The following is a 26,772-nucleotide window of genomic DNA, read 5'->3' as shown; positions in this document are numbered from 1 at the left end:
TTTGGCGGCCATGGCCAAGATGCAGGACAAGCTGCGCGACACCCTGCAGCGTATCGCCGGCTCCGCCACCCAGCTGGCATCGGCGGCTGAAGAGCTGAACGCCGTGACCGACGAAAGCGCCCGCGGCCTGACCCAGCAAAACAACGAAATCGAACAGGCCGCCACGGCCGTCAACGAGATGACCAGCGCCGTCGAAGAAGTCGCGCGCAATGCGGTGAGCACCTCCGAAGCCTCGCGCAATGCCACAACTTCCGCCGGCGACGGGCGTGACCTGGTACAGGAAACCGTCAGCGCGATCGAGCGCATGAGCGGCGACGTGCAAGCCACCGCTACCTTGATCGGCGACCTGGCCAATGAGTCCCGGGATATCGGCAAGGTGCTGGACGTGATTCGCGGCCTGGCCGACCAGACCAACCTGCTTGCCCTCAACGCCGCCATTGAAGCCGCGCGTGCCGGGGAGGCCGGCCGTGGCTTTGCCGTGGTTGCCGATGAAGTGCGCGCCCTGGCCCACCGTACCCAGCAGTCCACCAGCGAGATCGAGCGGATGATCGGCAGCATCCAGGCCGGCACCGAGCACGCGGTGGACTCGATGCGCAACAGCACCGAACGTGCGGAATCGACACTCAACATCGCCAAGGGCGCGGGGATGTCGCTGGACACCATCAACACCGCCATCGTGGAAATCAACGAGCGCAACCTGGTGATCGCCAGCGCGGCGGAAGAGCAGGCGCAAGTGGCGCGGGAAGTGGACCGTAACCTGGTGAACATCCGTGATTTGTCGGTGCAATCCGCCACCGGCGCCAGCCAGACAAGTGCGGCGAGCAGTGAGCTGTCGCGCCTGGCGGTGGATTTGAATGGGATGGTGGGGCGGTTCAGGCTCTGAACCAAAGCCCTCCTGGCAGCGCTGATCCCTTGTGGGAGCTGGCTTGCCTGCGATGCAGGCACCTCGGTGAATCAGGCTCACCGAGGCGATGCTATCGCAGGCAAGCCAGCTCCCACATTTGATCTTCATCGCGCCACAAAACCTTTTTGACAGCGCAGCAATTCAACAGGTTAGAATCGCTGGCACGCAGACTGCATGGTCAGTTTGCGCCCCGTCTTGTTTACTCATGGAGTACTGCCTTTGAATGCGACGACCATCAACAGCCTGTTCTTGATCGGCGCGTTGCTGGTGGGTGCAAGCATTCTGGTGAGTTCTCTTTCGTCCCGCCTGGGCATCCCGATCCTGGTGATCATCCTGGCCGTGGGCATGGTCGCCGGCGTCGATGGCGGCGGCATCATTTTCGATAACTACCCGACCGCCTACCTGGTGGGCAACCTCGCGCTGGCCGTGATCCTGCTGGACGGCGGCCTGCGCACGCGGGTCGCAAGTTTTCGCGTGGCGTTGTGGCCGGCGTTGTCGCTGGCCACGGTCGGGGTGCTGATCACCACCGGCCTCACCGGCATGGCCGCGGCCTGGCTGTTTGACCTCAATATCATCCAGGGCCTGTTGATCGGCGCCATCGTCGGTTCCACGGATGCCGCGGCAGTGTTCTCGCTGCTGGGCGGCAAGGGCCTGAACGAGCGGGTCACCGCCAGCCTGGAAATCGAGTCCGGCAGCAACGACCCGATGGCGGTGTTCCTCACCGTTACCCTGATCGACATGCTCGCCAGCGGCCAGACCGGCCTGCACTGGAGCCTGCTGACGCACCTGGTGCGCGAGTTCGGCATCGGCGGCATCGTCGGCCTGGGCGGCGGCTGGCTGATGCTGCAGATGGTCAACCGCATCAACCTGGCGACGGGCTTGTACCCGATCCTGGTGATCGCCGGCGGCCTGGTGGTGTTCGCCCTGACCAACGCCCTGCACGGCAGCGGCTTCCTCGCCGTGTACCTGTGCGGCCTGGTAATCGGCAACCGCCCGGTGCGCAGCCGTCATGGCATTTTGCATATGCTCGACGGCATGGCCTGGCTCGCGCAGATCGGCATGTTTTTGGTGCTGGGCCTGCTGGTCACGCCCCACGACTTGCTGCCGATCGCGCTGCCGGCCCTGGGCCTGGCGCTGTGGATGATCCTGTTCGCGCGGCCGCTGTCGGTGATGGTCGGCCTGCTGCCGTTCAAGGCGTTCCATGGTCGCGAAAAAGCTTTTATCGCCTGGGTCGGCCTGCGTGGCGCGGTACCGATCATCCTGGCGGTGTTCCCGCTGATGGCCGGCCTGCCGCATGCGCAGCTGTACTTCAACCTTGCCTTCTTTATCGTGCTGGTGTCATTGCTGGTGCAGGGCACCAGCCTGCCATGGGTGGCCAAGCTGCTGAAAGTGACGGTACCGCCGGACCCTGCGCCCATCTCGCGCGCGGCCCTGGAAGTGCACGTCACCAGCGAGTGGGAGCTGTTCGTCTACCGCCTGGGCGCGGAAAAATGGTGCATCGGCGCAGCCCTGCGCGAGCTGAAAATGCCCGAAGGCACGCGGATCGCCGCGCTGTTCCGTGGCCAGCAACTGCTCCATCCGTCGGGTAGTACGGTGCTGGAAGTCGACGACCTGCTCTGTGTGATCGGCCACGAACACAACCTGCCAGCCCTGGGCAAACTGTTCAGCCAGGCACCGCAACGCGGCCTGGACCTGCGCTTCTTCGGCGACTTCGTGCTTGAAGGCGACGCCCAGCTGGGCGCGGTTTCCGCCCTGTATGGCCTCAAGCTCGAAGGCATCGACCCGGACATGCCCCTCAGCCGCTTCATCACCCAGAAAGTCGGCGGCGCGCCGGTGGTGGGCGACCAGGTGGAATGGAACAACACCATCTGGACCGTCGCGGTCATGGACGGGAACAAGATCGGCAAAGTCGGCGTCAGATTCCCCGAAGGAAGTCGCCCGGGTCCCGGACTCTTCCTCTAAACTGCGGGGCGACAACGCCCCGATTCTTCACCTTGCTCGACCGGTCTCTATGCCAATCCTGCGCACTTTTCTCGCCACTGCCCTGCTGGGCCTGACCCTTTGTGTCGGCAGCGTACACGCCGCCGATCCGCCCAGCGCCGACGCCATCCAGCAATCCCTGGACAAGCTGCCCGATCGCAAGCTGCCCGACGCCGACATGAAGGCGTTGCAGTCGATCCTGCAGCAGACCCTGAATTACCTGGGCAACAAGCAGGATTACGAGCAGCGCCTCATCGACCTCAAGCGCCAGCTGGAGGACGCCCCGCGCCAGACCACCGACAACCAGCGTGAGCTGACCCGGCTCAAGGCCACCAAGGTCATCCCGGTCGCCCAGCGCTACGCCAGCCTGCCGGTGCCACAGCTGGAACAACTGCTCGTGCAGCGCACCACCCAGCAAGGTGACCTGCAAAAAGAGCTGGCCGACGCCAACAGCCTGACCATTGCCGCCCAGACCCGCCCCGAGCGCGCCCAGACCGAAATCAGCAACAGCCAGACGCGCATCCAGCAGATCAATGCGATCCTCAAGGCCGGCAAGGACAATGGCAAAACCATCAGCGGCGACCAGCGCAACCAACTGAACGCCGAACTCGCCGCCCTGAATGCGCTGATCCCTTTGCGTCGCCAGGAACTGGCCGGCAACAGCCAACTGCAAGACCTGGGCAATAGCCAGCACGACCTGGTGGTGGAGAAAACCGCGCGCCTGGAGCAGGAAATCCAGGACCTGCAAACCCTGATCAACCAGAAACGCCTGGCCCAGTCCCAGCAGACGGTAACCCAGCAGTCCATCGAGGCGCAGAAGGCCGGCGGCAGCAGCCTGCTGGCCACCGAGAGCGCGGCCAACCTGAAACTGTCCGACTACCTGCTCAAAAGCACCGACCGCCTCAACGACCTGACCCAGAAAAACCTGCAGACCAAGCAGCAACTGGACACTGTGACCCAGAGCGATTCGGCGCTGGACGAGCAGATCAACGTGCTCAAGGGCAGCCTGCTGCTCTCCAAGATTCTCTACAAACAGAAGCAGGCATTGCCGCGCCTGACGGTGGACCGCGACCTGGCCGATGACATCGCCAACATTCGCCTGTACCAGTTCGAGGTCAACCAGCAGCGCGAGCTGATCAGCTCCCCGAGCACCTACGTCGACAACCTGCTGGCCAACCAGCCACCGGAAGACGTCACGCCACAATTGCGTCGCACCCTGCTGGAGCTGGCGATCACCCGCAGCGACCTGCTGGAGCGCCTGAGCCGTGAGCTGAGCGCGCTGCTGAACGAATCCATCACCCTGCAACTGAACCAGAAACAACTGCTCAGCACCGCCACCACCCTGCGCGCGACGCTGGATGAGCAAATGTTCTGGATCCCCAGCAACAAGCCGCTGGACACCGAGTGGCTGGAAACCTTACCGGCGCACCTGAGCAAGCAAGTCACCACCCTGCCCTGGGCTTCCAGCGTCAGCGAGTTGTACGACGGCCTGACCCAGCGTCCGCTGCTGTTCCTGCCGCTGCTGCTGTTGATCGGCGCGCTGTTGTGGCGCCGCAAAGCCCTGTACCAGCGCCTGAACAAGGTCCACCTGGACATCGGTCACTTCAAGCGCGACAGCCAGTGGCACACGCCGCAGGCCATCCTGATCAATATCCTGCTGGCGATGCCGGTAGCCCTGGGCCTGGCGCTGTGCGGGTATGCGCTGCAGATTGACGCCCGTGGGCAAAACGCCAACCTCGGCGCAGCCTTGCTGCAGATCGCCCAGGCGTGGCTGGTGTTCTACACCGCCTACCGCATCCTCGCGCCGGGCGGCGTGGCCGAGCTGCACTTCCGTTGGGAGAAACCCCAGGTCGAATTCCTCCAGGGCTGGGTGCGCAAGCTCGGGCTGGTGGTGCTGGCCCTGGTGGCGGTGGTGGCAATTGCCGAGCATCAACCGGCGGCATTGGCCGACGACGTGCTGGGCATCGGCGTGGTGCTGCTGTGCTACGCACTGATGGCCTGGCTGCTGGGGCGCCTGTTGCTGAACAGCCCGACGCATGAAAAAGCCTCGCTGTTTCGCAAAGCCGTGGGCCTGCTATTCACCGCCCTGCCCATCGCGCTGTTTATCGCGGTGCTGTTCGGCTACTACTACACCGCGCTCAAACTCAGCGACCGGCTGATCAACACCCTGTACCTGTTGATGTTCTGGTTGGTGATCGAAGCCACGTTCGTACGCGGCCTGGGTGTCGCCGCGCGGAGACTGGCTTACGCACGCGCCCTGGCCAAACGCCAGGCCGCCAAGGAAGCCGGCGACGGCGAGGCGGTGATCGAAGAGCCGACGCTGGACATCGAGCAGGTCAACGAACAATCCATGCGCCTGATCCGCCTGGCCTTGCTCGGCGGCTTTATCGCGGCGCTGTATTGGGTCTGGAAAGACCTGATCACCGTGTTCTCCTACCTCGACAACGTCACGCTCTACGAATACACCAGCGGCACCGGCGCCAATATCAGCATGGTGCCGATCAGCATCGGCGACCTGCTGGGGGCGTCGATCATTGTCGGCATCACCTTCGCCCTGGCGCGCAACCTGCCCGGCTTGCTGGAAGTGCTGGTGCTGTCCAAGCTGGACCTGGCCCAGGGCAGCGCGTACGCGACCACCACCTTGCTGTCCTATGTGATTGCCGGCGTCGGCTTTGTCTCGACCCTGTCGACCCTCGGCGTGAGCTGGGACAAGTTGCAATGGCTGGTCGCGGCGCTGTCGGTGGGATTGGGCTTCGGGATGCAGGAAATCTTCGCCAACTTCATCTCTGGCATCATGATCCTGTTCGAACGCCCGGTGCGGATCGGCGACACCATCACCATCGGCAACCTGTCGGGCACAGTGAGCAAGATCCGCATCCGCGCCACCACCATCACCGATTTCGACCGCAAGGACATCATTGTCCCGAACAAGACCTTCATCACCGGGCAACTGATCAACTGGTCACTGACCGACACCATCACCCGCGTCACCCTCAAGCTTGGCGTGGACTACGGCTCCGACCTGGACCGCGTGAAGGAACTCCTGCTCAAGGCCGCCCGCGAGAACCCGCGAGTGCTCAAGGAGCCGGAGCCACACGTGTACTTCCTCAACTTCGGCGAAAGCACCCTCGACCACGAACTGCGCATGCACGTGCGCGACCTGGGCGACCGCAACCCGGTGATCGACGAAGTGAACCGCTTCATCAACCGCGAGTTCAAGAAAGAGCACATCAACATTTCGTTCCGCCAGATGGAGGTCTACCTGAAGAACCTCCACGGCCAGGAATACAAACTCGTCGAAGTCGACACCCCGGCCAAACCCGCCAACGACGGCGGCGTGCAAGAACCGCCGCCGGGTAAACTCGACTAAACGCCCTATCCCCAGCAGAATGCTCGGACATTCTGCTGGAGATGGCCGGTGAAAGCCCTCGACGAACTGACCTTCGACAACCGCTTCGCACGCCTGGGCGACGCGTTCTCAACCCACGTCCTGCCTGAACCCCTCGATGCGCCGCGCCTTGTGGTGGCGAGCGATGCCGCCATGGCCTTGCTCGACCTCGACCCGGCCGTGGCTGAAACGCCGGTGTTCGCCGAGCTGTTTGGCGGCCACAAGCTGTGGGCCGAGGCGGAACCGCGGGCGATGGTCTATTCCGGGCATCAGTTCGGTGGCTACACGCCACAATTGGGCGATGGCCGGGGGCTGCTGCTGGGCGAGGTGTACAACCAGGCCGGCGAGCACTGGGACCTGCACCTCAAGGGCGCCGGCATGACGCCGTACTCGCGCATGGGCGATGGGCGCGCGGTGCTGCGTTCGTCGATTCGGGAGTTCCTGGCCTCAGAAGCGCTGCACGCGCTGGGCATTCCCAGCAGCCGGGCCCTCTGCGTGATCGGCTCCGATACCCCGGTGTGGCGTGAGAAACAGGAGCGCGGCGCAATGGTGCTGCGCCTGGCCCACAGCCATATCCGCTTCGGCCATTTCGAATATTTCTACTACACCAAAAAGCCCGAACAGCAGGCGCAATTGGCCGAGCACGTGCTCAACCTGCACTACCCCGAGTGCCGCGAGCAGCCCGAGCCATACCTGGCGATGTTCCGCGAGATCGTCGAGCGCAATGCCGAAATGATCGCCAAATGGCAGGCCTACGGCTTCTGCCACGGCGTGATGAACACCGACAACATGTCGATCCTCGGCATCACCTTCGACTTCGGGCCGTTTGCATTTCTCGACGACTTTGACGCGCACTTCATCTGCAACCACTCGGACCATGAAGGGCGCTATTCCTTCAGCAACCAGGTGCCGATCGGCCAATGGAACCTCAGCGCCCTGGCGCAGGCGCTGACGCCGTTCATCAGCGTCGATGCCTTGAAGGAAGCGCTGGGCCTGTACCTGCCGCTGTATCAGGCCCACTACCTGGACCTGATGCGCCGCCGCCTGGGGCTGACCACCGCCGAGGACGATGATCAGGCGCTGGTCGAGCGCTTATTGAAGCTGATGCAGAACAGCGGTGTGGATTACACCCTGTTCTTCCGTCGCCTGGGCGATGAACCAGCGGCACTGGCCGTGACCCGCTTGCGTGATGATTTTGTCGACCTGGCCGGTTTCGACGCCTGGGCCGAACGCTACACAGCCCGCGTTGCAAGGGACGGGGAATACACTGAAGAACAGCGACGCGCGCGCATGCATGCGGTCAACCCGCTGTACATTCTGCGCAACTACCTCGCACAAAACGCCATCACCGCCGCCGAGTCCGGCGACTACAGCGAAGTGCGGCGGCTGCACGAGGTGCTTTCCAAGCCGTTCGAGGAGCAAGCGGGTATGGAACAATACGCGCAGCGCCCGCCGGATTGGGGCAAGCATTTGGAAATCAGTTGTTCGTCGTAGGCGCTACTATTGTAGTGAGCGGGCGTGTCCCGCTCACTACAACCTTGATAACTATCTGCCCCGGCTCCACATAGAACCTATTGGTCATTCCAGGAGCCCACCATGTCCGAACCTCTCGTAATCCCGTGCCCCCATTGCAACGGCCTCAACCGCATCCCCGGCGAACGCCTGGGCGATGCGCCAAAATGCGGGCGCTGCAAGCAGCCGGTTTTGCTGAACACGCCGTTCGAGCTGAAACAAGGTGACTACACCAGCCAGATCAAAGGCGATTTGCCGTTGCTGGTGGATGTCTGGGCTGAATGGTGTGGGCCGTGCAAGTCGTTCGCGCCGGTGTTTGAGCAAGCGGCTGGGCAGCTGGCGGGCAAGTGCCGATTGGCCAAGCTGGACAGCGAGGCCAATCAGCAACTGTCAGCGCAGTTGGGGATTCGGTCGATCCCGAGTTTGATTCTGTTCAAGAACGGCCGCGAGGTGGCGCGCCAGAGTGGGGCGTTTCCGTTGCAGCAGTTGATGGCGTGGTTACGCAGCCAGGGCGTATAACTCCCCCCTGAGAACAACACCTATCAAATGTGGGAGCTGGCTTGCCTGCGATGCAGGCGATTCGGTCTGTCTGATACACCGAGGCGATGCCATCGCAGGCAAGCCAGCTCCCACACTGATTGCATTTCACATTAAGGTCAGCGTTGCCTGTCAGATCAGGCGTTTTCCAGCAGGTTGTGCAGCTCCACAAATTGCTGCGTCAGCTTGTGCCGCGGGTCCAAGTGGATCAGTGGCTTGCTCTCCTGGTGCGACTCGCGCATGCGCACCGAGCTGGCCAGGTACACCGGCAGCACCGGCAGGCCTTCGGCGATCAACTCGTCGAGCATCTGCTGCGGCAAGCTCGCCCGCGCCTGGAACTGATTGACCACGATACCTTCCACTTCCAGGCCTTCGTTGTGGTCTTCCTTCAATTCTTCGATTTCCGCCAGCAGTCCATACAACGCCTGGCGCGAGAAGCTGTCGCAATCGAAAGGGATCAGCACACGATCGGCGGCAATCAGCGCCGAAACCGCATAGAAATTCAGGGCCGGCGGGGTATCCAGGTAGATCCGGTCGTAATCTTCGCTCAATTCGTCCAGTAGCTTTCGCAGCTTGTTGATCTTGTGCTTGGCCTCGAGCTTGGGCTGCAGGTCCGCCAGTTCAGCAGTCGCGGTGATGACGTGCAGGTTGTCGAATGGCGTTTCGTAGATATCGACCTGGTTTTTCTTGGAAAACGGCCCGGATGACAGGGTTTGCTTGAAAAAATCCGCGATCCCCATGGGGATATCGTCGCCCGTCAGCCCGGTGAGGTACTGGGTTGAGTTGGCTTGTGCATCGAGGTCCACCAACAGGGTTCGATAGCCTTCACTGGCGCTGACCGCCGCCAGGTTGCAGGCGATGCTGGACTTGCCAACGCCGCCTTTCTGATTGAACACCACACGCCGCATGGAAAAACCTCCGTGTATCAATGAATGTCCGAGTGTAGAGGGCAAAAGCGCCTGTTAGCTACCTCGTTCATCCATGCACTGCTGCATTAAAGTCGGCATGTAGTACGTCACACACGAAGAATCAGGAATGGTCCGACAACCAAGCCGACCTTCGGTAACCGACAATATGTAAATCTCCTCCACTAATTTGTAATCAGCTGTGCACAAATCTTTACCAAAGTTTGCTAGAACCCCACGGCAACGGGATAATGCGCGCCATTCGGCTACTGCTCCCTGTCCCGGTATTCGGGGCCAACGGCCGCACATGGAAGCCCGCAGGGGCGGGATATCTTCTCAGTGATCACTTTCAACATCGCCCAATGGCGCGCCTGGGCCCCTGGCCTGGAGAGCGCGGACGACTGGCACGCCTGGTGCCGGAATCCGGTGTTGCTGCCCGAAAGCGAAGCCTGCCCCGACGTGTCATTCCTGCCGGCCATGCAGCGCCGGCGCCTGAGCCGCTTGGCGCGCATGGCCTTCAGCGTGGGCTGGCCACTGGCCGAAGGCCTGCAGGACTTGCCCCTGGTGTTTATTTCCCGGCACGGCGAGACCCCGCGCACCCTCGATATCCTCACTGACCTGGCCAACGACCAGCCACTGTCGCCGACCCAGTTCAGCCTGTCGGTGCATAACGCGGTGATTGGCCTGTGGTCGATCCTGCGTAATGAAACCAGCGAAATGACCGCCCTGGCAGCCGCCGGTGATGGCCTGGAGCACGGCATGCTCGAAGCCGCCGCGCTACTCAACGAGGGCGCCTCGGCGGTCTTGCTGGTGATCACCGAAGAACAGCCGCCCGAGGCCTACGCCAGTTGGATCCACGACGTGCCTTTTCCCTACGCCCTCGGCCTGCTGCTGACGCCCGGCGACGAGTGGCAGTTGGAACTCAGCCCCGGCACTGTCCAACCCACTCAAACCCAGTGGCCTCACGCCCTGAACCTGCTGCGCACCCTGCTCACCGACCAGGTCGCCTGCCAACATGCCTGGAAGAACCGCGTATGGAACTGGCAACGCAAGCCTTGACCGACAAACCCCGGGACGCCTACTACTGGCGCCTGATCGCCACCGCAGCCAGCTTCGTGCTGTTCGGTTTCGGCGGGCTGTGCCTGCGTTTGCTGGTGTTCCCCCTGCTCAGCTGCCTGCCGGGCGACGCCACCCAACACCGGCGCCGCGCCCGTCACACCATCAGTTGGCTGTTCTGGTTCTTTATCCGCCTGATGCAACGCGCCGGGGTGCTGACCTTCAGTGTCGAAGGCGCGGAAAAGCTCGGCCGCCCGGGCCAGATGATCATCGCCAACCACCCGTCGCTGATCGATGTGGTGTTCCTGATCGGCCTGGTGCGCCAGGCCAACTGTGTGGTCAAGCAAAGCCTGTGGCAAAACCCGTTCACCCGTGGACCGGTGCGCGACGCGGGTTATATCAGCAACGACGGCAGCGCCGAGATGCTCGATGCCGCCGCCGGCGCGCTGCAGGCCGGGCAAACCCTGATCATCTTTCCGGAAGGCACCCGCACCACACCCGGCGCGGCGCCTGCCTTTCATCGCGGGGGCGCCGCCATTGCGCTGCGCGGTGCGACAATCATCACCCCCGTGGTGATCAAGGTCAGCCCCACCACCCTGACCAAGGCCGAACCCTGGTATCGCATCCCAAAATGCCGCGTGCACTTCAGTTTGCGGGTGGGTGCCGATATAGAACCACAGGCCTTCGCGGCATTGGGGCCTGCGCCCCAGGCTTCACGCAAGCTCAACGATTACCTGCACCACTATTTTATTAAGGAGCTCGCCGAAGATGAGCGACCAACACCGCCTTGAGCACGACATAAAGACGCTGATCATCGAGGCCCTGGGCCTGGAAGACATCAGCGCCGACGACATCGGCAGCGAACAAACCCTGTTCGGCGAAGGCCTGGGCCTGGATTCGGTCGACGCCCTGGAATTGGGCCTGGCGATCCAGAAAAAGTACGGTATCAAAATCGATGCCGACGCCAAGGACACCCGCAATCACTTCACCAACGTGGCGAGCCTCGCGGCGTTCGTCACGGCCAGACAGGCAGCTTGAGACCGGACCATGCAAACTCGTGACGATATTTTCAACACCCTGCGCGATGCCTTGGTGGAACTGTTTGAACTGCCGCCTGAGCGCGTCACTCTTGACGCCAACCTGTACCAGGACCTGGAGATCGACAGCATCGACGCCGTCGACCTGATCGACCATATCAAGCGCCAGACCGGCAAGAAGATCGCTGCCGAAGAGTTCAAGGCCGTGCGTACCGTCAACGACGTGGTAGAGGCGGTGTACCGTCTGGTCACGCCGGCCGCATGAGCCGGCTGATCGGCCTTGGCCTGTTGCTGGCGGGGCTGCTGTACCCTTTTGCGGTGTATTACGGCACCGAGCACTTCGCGCCGTGGCAATTCGGCCTGCTGCTCGGCAGTTTGTGGCTGTTGCGCGCGCTGACCGGTGCGCGGCGCCCCGGCAGCCGCTGGATGGCGGTGGCCGTGATCGTGTTTTGCCTGTTGCTGGCCTGGTTCGACAACCCGCACCTGCTGCGCTGGTACCCGAGCCTGGTCAGCGCGTTCATGCTCGCGCTGTTCGGCCTGAGCCTGAAATATGGCCCGCCGATGGTCGAGCGCCTGGCGCGCATGACCGACCCGCAGCTGCCCCCCCACGCGATTGTGTATACGCGCCAGGTCACCGTGGTGTGGAGTGTGTTTTTTCTGTGTAATGGCCTGCTCGCCGCCGCGCTCACCCTGTGGGCGCCGCTGAGTTGGTGGACGTTGTACAACGGCCTGATCGCCTACGGGCTGATGGGGCTGTTGTTTGCCGTGGAATGGCTGGTACGACAAAGGGTTCGAGGCCGCGTATGAAAGGGTTGAAACTTGAGCACCTGTTGCTCGAGCCGCTGCAACAGCGTTTGGTCACCACCGAACCTGCGATGAATCACGCTGAACTGTGGGAACACGCCCTGAGCCTGGCCGCAGGCCTGCAGGCGCGTGGCATCCAGCGCCTGGCCGTGCACCTGGAAGACGCCGGCGTACTGGCGATTGCCCTGCTGGGCGCCTGGCGTGCCGGGGTCAGCGTGCTGCTGCCCGCCGACCTGCAACCCCAGACCCGCCAACGCTGGGACGCGGCCGTCGACGCCTGGCTGGTGGAAGCTGCCGACCTCGACGCGCTGTATCAGTCGCCCTTGAGCCCTGCTGCCCTCGACCTGGACGCCTGCCAAGTGAGCCTGTGCACCTCCGGCTCCAGCGGCGAGCCCAAGCGCATCGACAAGACCCTGCGTCAGTTGGCCAATGAAGTCCAGGCGCTGGAGGCCTTGTGGGGCGCGGACGTGAAAGACGCGTGCATCATCGGCAGCGTCGCCACCCAGCATATCTACGGCTTGCTATTCCGTGTGCTATGGCCGCTGTGCGCCGGTCGCACTTTTGTGCGCAAGCAACTGGCATTCCCCGAAGACCTGCAGCGCGCCAGCCGCGAGCACCCGCACTTTGCCTGGGTCGCCAGCCCGGCGCTGCTCAAGCGCATGGGCGACAACCTCGACTGGCCGGCACTGAGCCAGGTGGCGAGGGTGTTCTCGTCCGGCGGCGCCTTGCCCCTCGAGGCGGCCACCCGTCTTTACGAGCGCCTGCAGCAATGGCCGACGGAAATCCTCGGCAGCTCCGAGACCGGCGGCATCGCCTGGCGCCAGGGCGCGCAACCCTGGCAGCCATTCGCCGACGTGCAACTGAGCCAGGACGCCGACGGCGCGCTGCGTATCGCCTCGCCTTACCTGCCCGCCGGGCATATTGAACAGACTGCTGACGCTGCCCGAATCCATCCAGATGGCCGTTTCGAGCTGCTGGGTCGCCTGGACCGCATCGTCAAGCTGGAAGAAAAACGCATCTCCCTGCCGATGCTCGAACAGGCGCTGATGGCCCACGCCTGGGTCGCCGAAACCCGCCTGGGCGTGGTACAGGAAAACCGCGCGTCCCTCGGCGCGTTGGTGGTGTTGAGCGCCGAAGGCCTGCACGCCCTGCGCAATCAGGGCCGGCGCACCGTCACCCAAACCCTGCGCCAGCACCTCAGCCAGCATTGCGAAGCCCTGGCCCTGCCGCGGCGCTGGCGCCTGCTGCGCCAATTGCCGCTGAACAGCCAGGGCAAGCTCCCGCAGGCCGACGTCGAAGCACTGCTGCTGGCGCCACGGCCAAAAGCCCCGGAAGTGCTGGAGCAGGTCAAAGCGCATGGCGAATGGACCCTGCAACTGAGTGTACCGCCGGACCTGGCTTACTTCAGCGGCCACTTTCCGGTCACTCCGGTGCTGCCCGGTGTGGTGCAGGTGGAATGGGCCTTCAACCTCGGCCAGCAACTGCTGGACCTGCCGACGACCTTTGCCGGCATGGAAGTGCTCAAGTTCCAGCAACTGATACGCCCGGGCGACCGTATCGAACTGCACCTGCGCTTTGATGCAGAGCGCGCCAAGCTGTACTTCGCTTACCGCAATGGCGTCGCAGCCTGTTCCAGTGGCCGGATAGTGCTGGAGGCGCAAAATGCATAATCTCTTGTGGCAAGCAGGTTCGTCGTGGCAAGCAGGCTGTTTGTGGCAAGCAGGCTTGTTGTGGCGAGCGGGCTTGCCCCGCGTTGGGCTGCGAAGCAGCCCCAATAAGGTCGACGCGGTCTTCCAGGCATACCGAGTTGGCTGGTTTTGGGGCCGCTTCGCAGCCCAACGCGGGGCAAGCCCGCTCACCACAGGGAGCCCGCTCACCACAACAAGCCCGCCAGCCACAAGGAGCTTGCTAACCACAAGGAGCTTGCTCACCACAGAAAACCCATTCACCACAGGAAGCACGCTACCAGCCGATTGGGTGAGCCATGCATAACCCCTGCGCCCTGATCCCGGTCTACAACCATGAAGCCGCCGTGCCGGCCGTGGTCCGCAGCCTGTTGGACAGCGGCCTGCCGTGCCTGTTGGTCGACGACGGCAGCAGCCCGGCCTGCGCGGCGGTATTGGCGCAGCTGGCACGCCTCGAAAACGTCACCCTGCTGACCCTGCCGAACAACCAGGGCAAAGGTGGCGCGGTCATGGCCGGTTTCCGCGAAGCCGCACGCCTGGGCTTCAGCCATGCCCTGCAAGTGGATGCCGACGGCCAGCACGACTTGCGTGAAGTCGACACATTTATCGACACCTCGCGCCGGCACCCTGACGCGGTCATCTGCGGCTATCCCGAATACGACGACAGCGTGCCCAAGGGCCGCCTGTACGCGCGCTACCTGACCCACGTGTGGGTGTGGATCAACACCCTGTCGCTGCAGATCCGCGACTCGATGTGCGGCTTTCGCGTGTACCCGCTGGCGCCGACGCTGGCGCTGATGGACTCGGCCTATATCGGCACGCGCATGGACTTCGACTCCGACATCCTGGTGCGCCTGGCCTGGCGCAACCAGCCGATGCGTTGGCTGCCGACGCAGGTGCATTACCCCACCGACGGCCTGTCGCACTTTCGTTTGTTCCGCGACAACGTGCGCATCTCGGCCATGCACACCCGGTTGTTCTTCGGCATGTTGGTACGCGCGCCGATGATCCTGTGGCGACGGTGGCAGGCATGAGCGACAGCAGCAAACACTGGGCCGACCGCGAAGAACGCGGCAGCTTCTGGCTGATGAAACTCACAGCCGTCGCCGCCAAGGTGCTCGGCCGCCGCCTGCTGAGCCCGGTGCTGTACGGCATCGTGCTGTACTTCTTCCTGTTCGGCCGCACCGCGCGCCAGAGCGCCTGGCAATACCAGCAGCGCCTGGCCGAGTGGAGCGGACGCGATGAACTGCGCCCGACCCATAAAAAGGTCTTCGGCCAATTCATGGCCTTTGCCGACTCGCTGCTGGACAAGCTCGACGTGTGGAACGGCAAGCTGCGTATCGAGCAGATCGAAATCAACGACCCGGCGCAACTGCGCGGGCAACTGCGTGGCGGGCGCGGGCAGATGCTGGTGGGCGCGCACCTGGGCAACCTTGAAGTGTGCCGCGCGCTGGCGGAAATCGGCGAGCAGGTCACCATGAACGTGCTGGTGCACACCAAGCACGCCGAGCGCTTCAACCGTCTGCTGGGCGAAGCCGGCGCGACCCACTTGCGCTTGATCCAGGTCAGCGAGCTGGACCCGGCCACCATGCTGTTGCTCAGCCAGCGCCTGGACGACGGCGAGTGGCTGGCCATCGCTGGCGACCGCGTGCCGCTGCATGGCGGGCGCAGGGTGCGGGTGGATTTCCTCGGCCACGACGCCGCCTTTCCCCAAGGCCCGTGGTTGCTGGCCGGCCTGCTGAAATGCCCGGTCAACCTGCTGATGTGCCTGAAACACCAGGGCCGCTATCACCTGACCATCGAGCCGTTCGCGCAGTTGATCGAATGGAAACGCAGCACCCGCGAGCAGGTCATCGCCCTGTGGACCGCGCGCTATGCCGCACGCCTGGGCCAGTTCTGCCTGGAAGCGCCCCAACAATGGTTCAACTTTTACCCTTTCTGGAAGACCGATGACGACGCATCTTGAGCCGGTAACCTTTGGCGAACGCCCCCTGCGCATCGAAGACGTGCTGGCCCTGGCCAACCGTCAGGTGCCCACACATTTGCAGGATGACGCCGCCTATCGCCAGCGCATCGCCAAGGGCGCGCAGTTCTTAGACTCGCTGCTGGACAAGGAAGGCGTGATCTACGGCGTGACCACCGGCTACGGCGACTCCTGCGTGGTGGCGGTGCCATTGCACCACGTCGAGGCGCTGCCGCGTCACCTGTACACCTTTCACGGCTGCGGTCTGGGCAAGTTGCTCGACGCCCAAGCGACCCGTGCGGTGCTGGCGGCGCGCTTGCAGTCGCTGTGCCATGGGGTTTCCGGGGTGCGCGTGGAACTGCTCGAGCGCCTGCATGCGTTCCTCGAACACGATGTGCTGCCGCTGATTCCGGAAGAAGGCTCGGTCGGCGCCAGTGGTGACCTGACCCCACTGTCCTACGTGGCCGCGACCCTGTCCGGCGAGCGCGAGGTCATGTTCCGTGGCGAGCGGCGCCAGGCTGCCGATGTGCATCGCGAACTGGGTTGGGACCCGCTGGTGCTGCGTCCCAAGGAGGCCCTGGCGCTGATGAACGGCACCGCCGTGATGACCGGCCTCGCCTGCCTGGCCTTCGCCCGGGCCGACTACCTGCTGCAACTGGCGACGCGCATCACCGCGCTGAACGTGGTGGCGCTGCAAGGCAACCCGGAGCACTTCGACGAGCGCCTGTTCGCCGCCAAGCCGCACCCGGGGCAGATGCAAGTCGCCGCCTGGTTGCGCAAGGACCTGGCCATCGATGCACCGACCGCGCCGCTGCATCGCCTGCAGGATCGCTACTCGCTGCGCTGCGCCCCGCATGTGCTCGGGGTGTTGGCCGACAGCCTGAACTGGCTGCGCTCGTTTATCGAAATCGAACTGAACAGCGCCAACGACAACCCGATCATCGACGCCGAGGAAGAGCGCGTGCTGCACGGCGGGCACTTCTACGGCGGGCATATCGCCTTTGCCATGGACAGCCTCAAGACCCTGGTGGCCAACGTCGCCGACCTGCTCGACCGCCAGCTCGCGCTGTTGGTAGACGTGCGCTACAACCATGGCCTGCCGAGCAACCTGTCCGGCGCGCCGGCCGAGCGCGCGATGATCAACCACGGCTTCAAGGCGGTGCAGATCGGCACCAGCGCCTGGACCGCCGAGGCGCTGAAAAACACCATGCCGGCCAGCGTGTTCTCGCGCTCCACCGAGTGCCATAACCAGGACAAGGTGAGCATGGGCACCATCGCTGCGCGTGATGCGATCCGTGTGCTGGAACTGACCGAACAGGTCGCCGCTGCCACCCTGCTCGCCGCCAACCAGGGCGTGTGGCTGCGTGCCCAGGCCGAGGATGCGCGGCCTTTGCCGCCAGCCTTGGCCGCCATGCATGCAGCACTCGCCAAGGACTTCCCGCCGGTCATCGAGGACCGTGCCCTCGAAGGCGAGCTGCGCCTGTGCCTCAAGCGCATTGCCGAGCAACACTGGAGGCTGCATGCGTAGTCAGGGCGTGCTGCACAGCGACAGCGAAATCCTGGTGCCGTTTTTCGACATCGACACCATGAACGTGGTGTGGCACGGGCACTACGTCAAGTACCTGGAAGTGGCGCGTTGCGCGCTGCTGGACAAGATCGGCCATAACTACACGGCGATGCTCGAATCCGGCTACGCATGGCCGGTGATCGATATGCAGCTGCGCTACGTGCGCGGCGCGACCTTTGGACAGACCATCAATGTGCGCGCGAGCCTGGTGGAATGGGAGAACCGCTTGAAGGTCAATTACCTGATCACCGACCTTGCCAGCGGCGAGCGCCTGACCCGCGCCAGCACCGTGCAAGTCGCCGTTGAAATCGCCAGCCGCGAGATGCAATTGGCCTCACCCAGAATATTCACCGACGCCGTCGAAAGGGCCCTCAAATGCTGACCCCTGTGGGAGCGGGCTTGCCCGCGAAGGACGTTAACGATAATGCGATCCGCCTGACACTGCGCAGCGCCCTCAGGTTTTTCGCGAGCAAGCTTGCTCCTACAGGGCTCGGGTTGTTGCTGAGCCTGAGTGCCCATGCTTTCGACTTGCAACAACTCAGCGCTCAACTGGCAAAACCCTCGGTGATCCACGGCAGCTTCATCCAGGAAAAACACCTGCGCGCCCTGCCGCAGCCGCTGGTCAGCAAAGGCACCTTCGTGCTCGCCAAGGACCACGGCCTGCTGTGGCTGCTGAAAACCCCGCTGCAACAGGACTACCGCATCAGCGCCCAGGGCATCGCCCGGCGTGATGCCAACGGCTGGCAACTGCTGCCGAACAAGAGCGCCGGCGCCGAGCAGAACCGCCTGTTCCTCGCCGTGCTGCAGGGCGACAGCAGCGGCTTGCAACGCGACTTCGAGCTGCAGTTGCAAGGCGAAGCCCGGCAATGGAAGCTGACGCTGATCCCACGCTCGCTGCTGTTAAAACAAGTATTCACCCAGATCAATATCGACGGCGGCGAGCTGGTGCAAACCATCGAGCTGCTGGAAACCCAGGGCGACAGCACCGTGCTGCGCATGCAGGACAGCACCGCCAGCCAGCCGTTGAGCGATGCGGAGCAACACGACTTTGCCCAGTGAACGCTTGCTGCCCCGCCTGTTCCTGATCCTGCTGGTGGCCGTGCTGGCCCTGGCCGGCTGGCAGTGGCGTCACGGCGCCCCGCTGTCGGCCAACCTGATGGAACTGGTGCCGGGCAACACGCCGGACGCCCTGGAACTGCAGGCCGAACAGCGCATGCAGGAGCCGCTGAACCGCGAGATACTGGTGCTGGTGGGCCATGCTGATCGGCAGACAGCCGTTGCAGTCGCGCAGCAACTGGGCGAGCAGTGGCAGGCCAGCGGCCTGTTCGAAAAAGTGCAATGGAACCTGCAAGCCGACTTGCCCGCGCTGCGCGAGCAACTGCTGCGCGGGCGGCTGGCGATGCTCTCGGCCAAAGACCGCGCGCAACTGATTGAACAGCCCGGCGCGTTTATCCAGCAGCGTGTGCAGGCGCTGTTCGACCCCTTCACCGGCTTCAGCCTGGTGCCGAGCCAGGATGACTGGCTGGGCCTGACCGGGCGTATCCAGAACAGCCAGCCGCAACACGGTTCGGTGCAACTGGATATCGGCAGCGGCGCGTTGATCGCCGATGCCGACGGCAAAAGCTGGGTGCTGCTGCGTGCGCGCACCACCGGCAATGCCTTTGACATGAAACTGCCGCTGCAAGTGGCAGCGCTGCTCCAGGCCAGTCGCGAACAGGCCAGCGGGCAAGGCGCGCAATTGCTCGCGGCCAGCGGCCTGCTCTACGCGGCCAACGGTCAGCAGCAGGCCACACGGGAAATCACCTGGGTCGGCGGCGGCGCGACCGTCGGTATTCTGTTGCTGCTGTTGCTGGCGTTCCGCCGTTGGCGCGTGCTGCTGGCCTTTGTGCCGGTGCTGGTGGGCATGCTGTTTGGCGCGGTGGCCTGTGTGGCGCTGTTCGGCCATATGCATGTGATGACCCTGGTACTGGGCTCCAGCCTGATCGGCGTGGCGGTGGATTACCCGCTGCATTACCTGTCGAAGAGCTGGAGCATGAACCCCTGGCGCAGTTGGCCAGCGTTGCGGCTCACCCTGCCGGGGCTGAGCCTGAGCCTCGCCACCAGTTGCATCGGCTACCTGGCGCTGGCCTGGACGCCGTTCCCGGCACTGACCCAGATCGCCGTGTTCTCCGCCGCCGGGCTGATCGGCGCCTACCTGTCGGCCGTGTGCCTGTTGCCCGCGCTGCTCAAGGGTGTGGAATTGCGCCCGGCGCAATGGCCGCTGCGCATCGCCGAATGCCTGTGGCTGGTGCGGGCTTCTTTGCTCAAGCGCGTGCCGAGCCCGGTGTTGCTGGCAATGGTGCTGCTGTTCTGCGCAGGTGGCCTGTGGCACCTGAACAGCAAGAACGATATCCGCCAATGGATCGGTGCGCCGCCGCAATTGCTGCAAGAGGCACAGGCCGTCGCGCGGATTACCGGTTTCCAGCCCACCAGCCAGTTTTTCCTGGTACGCGCGGACGACCAGCAGCAGTTGCTGGAACGCCAGGCCGCCCTGAGCCAGCGCCTGGATCAACTGGTGAACATGGACAAGCTCCAGGGGTACCTGGCGCTCAACCAATTGGTCAACCTGCCGGCCGAGCAGCAACAACTGCGCGACGCCTTGAACCAACTCCCGCAACATTGGCAGCCACTGCTGGACCTCGGTGTGCCCGCCACTGCCCTGCAAGCCGAAGTCGCGCAGCTGCAAGCGTTGCCCACCGAAGACATCGACGCCGCACTCGTCGGCCCCCTGGCCGAGCCTTGGCGCACCTTGTGGCTTGGCCAGGTCGACGGCGGCGGCGTGGCGGCGATGGTCAGCCTGCAAGGCTTGAACAACCCGGCGCTGCTGCGGGTGCAAGCGCTGGATCTGCCGGGTGTGCAACTGGTGGATCGCCTGGGCGACTTGAACCGCGTGTTTGCCGATACGCAGATCAGCGCGGCCGAATTGAAGTTGATGTCCTGCGTGCTGATCGTGCTGCTGCTGATCCTGCCATTCGGCTTTGCCGGCGCCTTGCGTATCGTCGCCCTGCCCTTGCTGGCGGCGCTGTGCAGCCTGGCCAGCCTGGGTTGGCTGGGCCAGCCGCTGACCCTGTTCAGCCTGTTCGGCCTGCTGCTGGTCACGGCCATCAGCGTCGACTACGCGATTTTGATGCGCGAACAGATCGGCGGCCCGGCCGTCAGCCTTTTAGGCACGCTGCTGGCAGCGCTGACGACCTGGTTGTCGTTCGGCCTGCTGGCGGTGTCGAGTACCCCGGCGGTGAGTAATTTCGGCCTGTCGGTCAGCCTGGGCCTGGCGTTCAGCTTTATGCTGGCGCCCTGGGCGGGCCACCAGAAGCACGCCTCATGAATGTGATTATCGCCAATGCGGCAAGGAGCCCTCGTGCCCACAGTTGAAATGGAACGTCGCCAGGTGGTGGTGATCGGTGCCGGTCCATCCGGTGCCATCGCCGCCGCGCTGTTAAAGCGCAAGGGGCATGATGTATTGATCATCGAGCGCCAGCACTTCCCACGGTTCTCGATCGGCGAAAGCCTGCTGTCGCACTGCATCGACTTCATCGAAGAAGCCGGCATGCTCGACGCCGTGCAGGCCGCGGGCTTCCAGGTGAAAACCGGCGCTGCGTTCGCCTGGGGCGAGCGCTACAGCGCATTCGATTTCGGCGACACCTTCAGCAACGGCAAACCGACCACCTTCCAGGTGCAACGCGGCGAGTTCGACAAATTGCTGGCCGATCAGGCGGCGCTGCAGGGCGTCGATATTCGCTACGGCGAAACCATCGTTGGCGTGGATTTCAAAGGCGAATCGCGCTACCTGCACGTGCGCCGCGAGAACGGCAGCGAATACCATCTCAAGGCCAGGTTCGTGCTCGACGCCAGCGGCTACGGCCGTGTCTTGCCGCGCTTGCTCGACCTTGAGGCACCGTCGAATTTCCCGTTGCGCCAGGCGGTGTTCACCCACGTCGAAGACCGCATCGAACATCCTGGGTTTGATCGCACCAAGATCCTGGTGACCACCCATCCGACACAGCGCGATATCTGGTTCTGGACCATCCCGTTCAGCAATGGCCGCTGCTCGGTCGGCGTGGTCGCGGCGAAGGAGCATTTCGACGGCCGCGACGCGGACCTCGACGCCTGCCTGCGCGGTTTTATCGACGAAACCCCAAGCCTGTCCGGCGTGCTGCACAACGCCGTGTGGGATACCCCCGCGCGCACCATCGGCGGCTACTCGGCCAACGTCAAAACCTTGCACGGCCCGGGCTTCGCGCTGCTGGGCAACGCCGCAGAATTCCTCGACCCGGTGTTTTCGTCCGGCGTGACCATCGCCATGCGCTCGGCGAGCATGGCCGCCGGTTTGTTGCATCGTCAGCTGAGCGGCGAAACAGTGGACTGGCAAAGCGAATTCGCCGAACCGCTCAAGCGGGGTGTCGACACCTTCCGCTGCTACGTCGAAGGTTGGTATGCGGGCACGTTCCAGGATGTGATTTTCCATCCCGGCAGCTCGCCGGAGATTCGCCGGATGATCAGCTCGATCCTCGCCGGCTATGCCTGGGATGAGCGCAACCCGTTTGTCAGCGAGCCCAAGCGGCGGTTGCGGATGTTATCGGAGATTTGTGCAGGGGATGCCGCGTGAGCAGTCAGTACCTGAGTAAGAATTACGTCGAGGAAACCAGGTTCGGTTTCTGGTTCCTGCGCAGCCACACCTGGCAGCACCATGTGCTGCGCGTGGCGATCAACGACCTGCGCGGCCTGTTCAGCGAGGCATTGCCCCAGGCGCCGGTCTTGCTCGACGCCGGTTGCGGCCAGGGCAAATCCTTCAAGCTGCTGCAGCAAGTGTTTGCCCCCTCGCGCCTGATCGGCCTGGATGCCGATCCTCACAGCCTCCAACTGAGCCGCGAGGAAGCCACGCGCCAGGGCCTCGCCGTGGAGCTGATCGGCAGCGACTGCGCCACCCTCGAAGTGCCGGACGCCAGCGTCGATATCCTGTTCTGCCATCAGACGTTCCACCATCTGGTGGAACAACATCGCGCGCTGAAAGAGTTCTACCGCGTGCTCAAGCCGGGCGGCTACCTGCTGTTTGCCGAATCCACCGAAGCGTATATCGACACCTGGGTGATCCGCTGGCTGTTCCGCCACCCGATGCACGTGCAGAAGAGCGCCGAAGAGTACCTGCAGATGCTGCGCGAGCAGGGCTTTGAGTTCGGCGCGCAGAACGTCTCGTACCCCTACCTCTGGTGGAGCCGTTCCAGCGATTTCGGCCTGCTGGAACGCTGGGGCCTGCGCAAGGCGCCGCCGGTGGGCCAGCGCGAAGAAACCCTGGTCAATTGCGTCGCGCGCAAACCCCTGGCGGGTGCAACCGCATGATGCGCCTGCTGCTGATCGGCTGCCTGTTGCTGCTGAGCGCCTGCGCCAGCCAGGCGCCACTGCCCGGAAAAATGCCCACCCTGACCCTGCCGATGCAATTGCATGTGCAGCGCCAGGAAGGTGCCCAGCGCCAGGATTGGCTGCTGGTGATCCAGCGCGAGGACGGCGGCATTCGCTGGTCGATGATGGATCCCCTGGGTATCCCCCAGGCCCGGCAGATACTGATCAATGGGCAGTGGCAGGCCGATGGCTTGTTGCCGCCCAATCCCCAGGCGCGCGAGCTGTTCGCCGCCCTGCTGTTTGCCCTGGCTTCGGCGGACGACCTGCGCGCGCTGTACCCCGACGCGCAGGCGATGGACCTGACGCGCACCCTGCCGGGCCATTGGCAAATCGTGTATCAGTCGTCCGAGGTATTTCGCGTGAACATCAGCGGGCAGCCGTTGAGCTATCGCATTACGCCGCTGGGAGTCGCGCGATGACCGCCTATCTCAATGCACTCGGTGTGATCTGCGCGCTGGGCCGCGGCCAGGCCGAGGTCAGCCGCAGCCTGTTCGCCGGTGACTGTTCGGGCATGCGCGCCGAAAGCGGCTGGGTCCCGGAGCGAGTGCTGCCGGTGGCCGGTGTGCACGGCGAGCTGGCGACCATCCCACCCGAGCTGGGCCAGCAGAGCAGCCGCAACAACCAGCTGCTGCTGGAGGCGGCGCTGCAGATCGAGGGCGAGATTCGCCAGGCGATCCAGCGCTACGGCGCGGCACGTGTCGCCATTGTGCTGGGCACGAGCACCTCGGGGATCGATGAGGCCAGTCGCGGCATTGCCCATTACCTGCGCGATAACCAGTTCCCCGTCGACTATGACTACCAGCAACAGGAGCTCAGCGCGCCGGCAAACTTCCTCGCCGACTGGCTGCAAACGAGCGGCCCGGCCTATGTGATTTCCACTGCATGCACCTCCAGCGCCCGCGCGCTGATGAGCGCCCAGCGCCTGCTGGACCTGGGCGTGTGCGATGCAGTGATCTGCGGCGGCGTCGATAGCTTGTGCAAGCTCACTCTCAATGGGTTCAGCTCGCTCGAGGCGGTGTCGGACCAGCGCTGCAATCCGTTTTCGCGAAACCGCAACGGCATCAACATCGGCGAGGCGGCGGTGTTGTTTCTGATGAGCAGGCAGCCGTCGCCGATTGCCTTGCTGGGCAGCGGCGCGAGTTGCGACGCGCACCATATCTCGGCGCCGGAGCCCAGCGGCAAAGGCGCTTGGCAAGCGATGCGCAAGGCCTTGGCCAGCGCGAAACTGGCCCCCGAACAGATCGGCTACTTGAACCTGCACGGCACGGCCACCCAGCATAATGACGCGATGGAAAGCCTGGCAGTCGCCAGCCTGTTCCCCGCCGGCGTGGCCTGCTCGTCGACCAAACCCATGAGCGGCCACACCCTGGGTGCTGCGGGCGCGCTGGAAGCGGCGTTCTGCTGGCTGAGCCTGACCCACAACCAACTGCCACCGCACGTGTGGGACGGCCAGGCCGATCCGGCGCTGCCCGCGTTGCACTGGGTACGGCCCGGTGCCCGCTTGGAAAAACGCTGCCTGATGAGCAACTCGTTTGCCTTCGGTGGCAATAATGTCAGCCTGATTATCGCAGAGGCACCATGATCGATTGGCCACTCGCCGAACTGCTGCCCCACGCGGGCGACATGATCCTGATCGACCAGGTGCTGTCGTTCGATGAAGAGCAGGTTCGCACCCGCACGACCGTCAAGCCCGGCGGCCTGTTCAATCGCCCGGACGGCAGCCTGCCGGCCTGGATCGGCATCGAGCTGATGGCGCAAAGCGTCGCCGCCTATGCCGGTTGCCGCGCGCGCCAGAAAGGCGCCGCCGTGGAGCTGGGCTTTTTGCTTGGCACGCGCAAGTTCGAGTGCAACGTGGAACACTTCCCGGCAGGCGCCGAGCTGACGATCCACGGCCTGCGCTCGCTGGAAGACGACAACGGCATGGGTGTGTTCGAATGCCACCTGACCGGTGACGGTATCCAGGCCAGCGCCCGCCTCAACGTATTTCGACCGCCACAGGCGGCCAACTATTTAGAAGAATCGAAGGACGAAACGCCATGACTGAATCCGTACTGGTCACCGGCTCCAGCCGCGGCATTGGCCGCGCCATCGCGCTGCGCCTGGCCCAGGCCGGGCACGACATCGTGCTGCATTGCCGCAGTGGCCGTGCCGAAGCCGATGCCGTGAAGGCCGAGGTCGAGGCGCTGGGCCGCAACGCACGGGTGCTGCAGTTCGACGTGGCGGATCGCGCGCGCTGCAAGGCAATCCTCGAGGCGGACGTGGAGCAACATGGCGCCTATTACGGTGTGGTGCTGAATGCCGGCCTGACCCGCGATGGCGCCTTCCCGGCCCTGTCGGAAGACGATTGGGACGTGGTGATGCGCACCAACCTCGACGGTTTCTATAACGTGCTGCACCCGGTGATGATGCCGATGATTCGGCGCCGTGCGGCCGGGCGTATCGTGTGCATTACCTCGGTGTCCGGGCTGATCGGCAACCGTGGCCAGGTCAACTACAGTGCCTCCAAGGCCGGCCTGATCGGCGCAGCCAAGGCGCTGGCCATCGAGCTGGGCAAGCGCAAGATCACCGTCAACTGCGTCGCCCCCGGCCTGATCGACACGGCCATGCTGGATGAAAACGTACCGGTGGAAGAACTGATGAAAATGATCCCGGCGCAGCGCATGGGCACCCCGGAAGAAGTCGCCGGCGCGGTGAATTTCCTCATGTCGGCCGAAGCCGGCTATATCACGCGCCAGGTGTTGGCCGTGAACGGAGGCCTGTGCTGATGAAACGCGTTGTCGTCACCGGCATGGCCGGCATGACCTCCCTGGGCAGCGATTGGGAAACCATCGCGGCCAACTTTCGCGCCAACCGCAGCGGCATCCGGCGCATGGACGAGTGGGACCGTTTTACCGAACTGAACACGCGCCTGGCCGGGCCGATCGACAACTTCGTCGTGCCCAGCCACTGGACGCGCAAGCAACTACGCAGCATGGGCCGCGTCTCGCGCCTGGCGGTGTGGGCGGCGGAGCAGGCGTTGCAGGATGCCGGCCTGCTCGGCGACGAGTCGATCAAGGACGGGCGCATGGGCGTGGCCTGCGGCTCGTCCACCGGCAGCACCGACGAGATCAAGGCGTTCGGCAATATGCTGCTGAACTCGGTGGCCGAGGGCCTGAATGCAAACTCCTACGTGCGCATGATGCCGCACACCACGGCGGCGAATATCAGCATCTTCTTTGGCCTGACCGGGCGGCTGATCCCTACGTCCAGCGCCTGCACCAGCGGCAGCCAGGGCATCGGCTATGCCTACGAGGCGATCAAGTTCGGGCGCTTGCCGCTGATGCTCGCCGGCGGCGCCGAGGAGTTGTGCCCGACCGAAGCCATGGTGTTTGACGCGCTCTACGCCACCAGCCTGAAAAACGATGCGCCGCAGACCAGCCCCCGCCCTTACGACACTGGCCGCGATGGCCTGGTGATCGGCGAGGGCGGCGGCATGCTGGTGCTCGAAGAACTCGAACATGCGTTGGCGCGAGGGGCGCATATCCACGCCGAGATCGTCGGCTTCGGCAGCAATGCCGACGGCCAGCACACCACCCGCCCGGAACAGAAAACCATGCGCCGCGCCATGGAACTGGCGCTGGAAGATGCCGGGCTCGAGCCTGGCGCGATCGGCTACGTCAACGGCCACGGCACCGCCACCGATCAAGGCGACATCGCCGAGACGCTGGCGACCAGCAGCCTGTTCGGCAGCCGCATGCCCATCAGTTCGCAGAAGAGCTTCCTGGGCCACACGCTGGGCGCCTGTGGTGCGCTGGAATCGTGGTTCAGCATCGAGATGATGAACCGCGACCAGTACGTGCACACCTTCAACCTGGACGCCATCGACCCGCAATGCGGCGAGCTGGATTACCTGCAGGGTGAGTTTCGCGAGATGCATCACGACTACGTGATGAACAACAACTTTGCCTTTGGCGGCGTCAACACATCGCTGATTTTCCGCCGCTGGTCCTGACTTTTAA

At 64.0% G+C, this 26,772-nt stretch carries 25 protein-coding genes; 24 read left to right on the top strand and 1 reads right to left on the bottom strand.

Features of this window, described 5'->3' with window-relative positions; genetic code table 11:
• Positions 1-10: 10 nt before the first annotated feature.
• From BBG20_RS33430 to trxC, 5 genes are all read left to right on the top strand, one after another.
• The gene (locus tag BBG20_RS33430) at positions 11-883 is read left to right on the top strand and encodes a methyl-accepting chemotaxis protein (RefSeq protein WP_370694346.1); all 873 of its coding nucleotides are present in this window, start codon (positions 11-13) and stop codon (positions 881-883) included.
• 240 nt (positions 884-1,123) lie between these two features.
• Entirely contained in the window at positions 1,124-2,866 is a 1,743-nt protein-coding gene (locus BBG20_RS02635) for a potassium/proton antiporter (protein ID WP_065899995.1), read from the top strand.
• A 49-nt stretch (positions 2,867-2,915) separates the two neighbouring features.
• Complete coding sequence (mscK, locus tag BBG20_RS02630; RefSeq protein ID WP_065899994.1) at positions 2,916-6,254, top strand: mechanosensitive channel MscK; 3,339 nt, start codon at positions 2,916-2,918, stop codon at positions 6,252-6,254.
• 48 nt (positions 6,255-6,302) lie between these two features.
• Positions 6,303-7,766 carry a protein adenylyltransferase SelO gene (selO, locus tag BBG20_RS02625; RefSeq protein WP_065899992.1) on the top strand — a complete coding sequence of 488 codons (1,464 nt, stop codon included), beginning with the start codon at positions 6,303-6,305 and terminating at the stop codon, positions 7,764-7,766.
• Positions 7,767-7,868: 102 nt separating this feature from the next.
• Positions 7,869-8,303 carry a thioredoxin TrxC gene (gene trxC, locus BBG20_RS02620; RefSeq protein WP_065899990.1) on the top strand — a complete coding sequence of 145 codons (435 nt, stop codon included), beginning with the start codon at positions 7,869-7,871 and terminating at the stop codon, positions 8,301-8,303.
• A 155-nt stretch (positions 8,304-8,458) separates the two neighbouring features.
• Here the strand turns inward: trxC and BBG20_RS02615 are convergent, their stop codons facing one another.
• Positions 8,459-9,229, bottom strand: a complete 771-nt coding sequence (locus BBG20_RS02615) for a ParA family protein (protein ID WP_065899988.1) — start codon at positions 9,227-9,229, stop codon at positions 8,459-8,461.
• A 336-nt stretch (positions 9,230-9,565) separates the two neighbouring features.
• Here BBG20_RS02615 and BBG20_RS02610 point away from each other — a divergent pair, with 336 nt between their 5' ends.
• From BBG20_RS02610 to BBG20_RS02520, 19 genes are all read left to right on the top strand, one after another.
• Positions 9,566-10,285, top strand: coding sequence for a beta-ketoacyl synthase chain length factor (locus BBG20_RS02610; protein ID WP_065899986.1), 720 nt, complete (start codon positions 9,566-9,568; stop codon positions 10,283-10,285).
• On the top strand, positions 10,261-11,073 hold the full coding sequence (locus BBG20_RS02605) for a lysophospholipid acyltransferase family protein (RefSeq protein WP_065899984.1): 813 nt from the start codon (positions 10,261-10,263) through the stop codon (positions 11,071-11,073). The genes BBG20_RS02610 and BBG20_RS02605 overlap by 25 nt, the downstream gene beginning before the upstream one ends.
• Positions 11,051-11,320: a phosphopantetheine-binding protein gene (locus BBG20_RS02600; RefSeq protein ID WP_065899982.1), complete on the top strand. Its 270-nt coding sequence runs from the start codon at positions 11,051-11,053 to the stop codon at positions 11,318-11,320. Before BBG20_RS02605 ends, BBG20_RS02600 begins: the two co-directional genes overlap by 23 nt.
• Before the next feature lie 9 nt (positions 11,321-11,329).
• Positions 11,330-11,584: an acyl carrier protein gene (locus tag BBG20_RS02595; RefSeq protein WP_016979215.1), complete on the top strand. Its 255-nt coding sequence runs from the start codon at positions 11,330-11,332 to the stop codon at positions 11,582-11,584.
• Positions 11,581-12,126, top strand: a complete 546-nt coding sequence (locus tag BBG20_RS02590; RefSeq protein WP_065899980.1) for a COG4648 family protein — start codon at positions 11,581-11,583, stop codon at positions 12,124-12,126. Before BBG20_RS02595 ends, BBG20_RS02590 begins: the two co-directional genes overlap by 4 nt.
• Entirely contained in the window at positions 12,123-13,793 is a 1,671-nt protein-coding gene (locus BBG20_RS02585; RefSeq protein ID WP_065899978.1) for an acyl-CoA synthetase family protein, read from the top strand. Before BBG20_RS02590 ends, BBG20_RS02585 begins: the two co-directional genes overlap by 4 nt.
• 314 nt (positions 13,794-14,107) lie before the next feature.
• The gene (locus BBG20_RS02580; RefSeq protein ID WP_065899976.1) at positions 14,108-14,842 is read left to right on the top strand and encodes a glycosyltransferase family 2 protein; all 735 of its coding nucleotides are present in this window, start codon (positions 14,108-14,110) and stop codon (positions 14,840-14,842) included.
• Positions 14,839-15,774: an LpxL/LpxP family acyltransferase gene (locus BBG20_RS02575; RefSeq protein ID WP_065899974.1), complete on the top strand. Its 936-nt coding sequence runs from the start codon at positions 14,839-14,841 to the stop codon at positions 15,772-15,774. The genes BBG20_RS02580 and BBG20_RS02575 overlap by 4 nt, the downstream gene beginning before the upstream one ends.
• The gene (locus BBG20_RS02570; protein WP_065899973.1) at positions 15,758-17,299 is read left to right on the top strand and encodes an HAL/PAL/TAL family ammonia-lyase; all 1,542 of its coding nucleotides are present in this window, start codon (positions 15,758-15,760) and stop codon (positions 17,297-17,299) included. Before BBG20_RS02575 ends, BBG20_RS02570 begins: the two co-directional genes overlap by 17 nt.
• Positions 17,292-17,720 (top strand): acyl-CoA thioesterase, encoded by a 429-nt coding sequence (locus tag BBG20_RS02565; protein ID WP_065899971.1) that lies wholly within the window; start codon positions 17,292-17,294, stop codon positions 17,718-17,720. The genes BBG20_RS02570 and BBG20_RS02565 overlap by 8 nt, the downstream gene beginning before the upstream one ends.
• The gene (locus tag BBG20_RS02560) at positions 17,714-18,397 is read left to right on the top strand and encodes an outer membrane lipoprotein carrier protein LolA (protein ID WP_065899970.1); all 684 of its coding nucleotides are present in this window, start codon (positions 17,714-17,716) and stop codon (positions 18,395-18,397) included. Before BBG20_RS02565 ends, BBG20_RS02560 begins: the two co-directional genes overlap by 7 nt.
• Positions 18,387-20,702, top strand: coding sequence for an MMPL family transporter (locus BBG20_RS02555; RefSeq protein WP_065900204.1), 2,316 nt, complete (start codon positions 18,387-18,389; stop codon positions 20,700-20,702). Before BBG20_RS02560 ends, BBG20_RS02555 begins: the two co-directional genes overlap by 11 nt.
• Before the next feature lie 33 nt (positions 20,703-20,735).
• Complete coding sequence (locus BBG20_RS02550) at positions 20,736-21,983, top strand: NAD(P)/FAD-dependent oxidoreductase (protein ID WP_065899968.1); 1,248 nt, start codon at positions 20,736-20,738, stop codon at positions 21,981-21,983.
• Positions 21,980-22,714, top strand: a complete 735-nt coding sequence (locus BBG20_RS02545) for a class I SAM-dependent methyltransferase (RefSeq protein WP_065899966.1) — start codon at positions 21,980-21,982, stop codon at positions 22,712-22,714. Before BBG20_RS02550 ends, BBG20_RS02545 begins: the two co-directional genes overlap by 4 nt.
• On the top strand, positions 22,711-23,193 hold the full coding sequence (locus BBG20_RS02540; protein ID WP_065899965.1) for a hypothetical protein: 483 nt from the start codon (positions 22,711-22,713) through the stop codon (positions 23,191-23,193). Before BBG20_RS02545 ends, BBG20_RS02540 begins: the two co-directional genes overlap by 4 nt.
• Positions 23,190-24,356, top strand: coding sequence for a beta-ketoacyl-[acyl-carrier-protein] synthase family protein (locus BBG20_RS02535; RefSeq protein ID WP_065899963.1), 1,167 nt, complete (start codon positions 23,190-23,192; stop codon positions 24,354-24,356). Before BBG20_RS02540 ends, BBG20_RS02535 begins: the two co-directional genes overlap by 4 nt.
• Positions 24,353-24,814, top strand: coding sequence for an ApeP family dehydratase (locus tag BBG20_RS02530; protein WP_065899961.1), 462 nt, complete (start codon positions 24,353-24,355; stop codon positions 24,812-24,814). Before BBG20_RS02535 ends, BBG20_RS02530 begins: the two co-directional genes overlap by 4 nt.
• A complete protein-coding gene (fabG, locus tag BBG20_RS02525; protein WP_065899959.1) occupies positions 24,811-25,539 on the top strand; it encodes a 3-oxoacyl-ACP reductase FabG in 729 nt (242 codons plus the stop codon). The genes BBG20_RS02530 and fabG overlap by 4 nt, the downstream gene beginning before the upstream one ends.
• Positions 25,539-26,765, top strand: a complete 1,227-nt coding sequence (locus BBG20_RS02520; protein ID WP_065899958.1) for a beta-ketoacyl-ACP synthase — start codon at positions 25,539-25,541, stop codon at positions 26,763-26,765. Before fabG ends, BBG20_RS02520 begins: the two co-directional genes overlap by 1 nt.
• Positions 26,766-26,772: the final 7 nt, after the last annotated feature.

The sequence above is a fragment of the Pseudomonas aylmerensis genome (assembly GCF_001702265.1).
Classification (GTDB): Bacteria; Pseudomonadota; Gammaproteobacteria; order Pseudomonadales; family Pseudomonadaceae; genus Aquipseudomonas; species Aquipseudomonas aylmerensis.
Note: the sequence above shows the minus strand (reverse complement) of the source record. Positions and strands in the feature narration are given on the sequence as shown.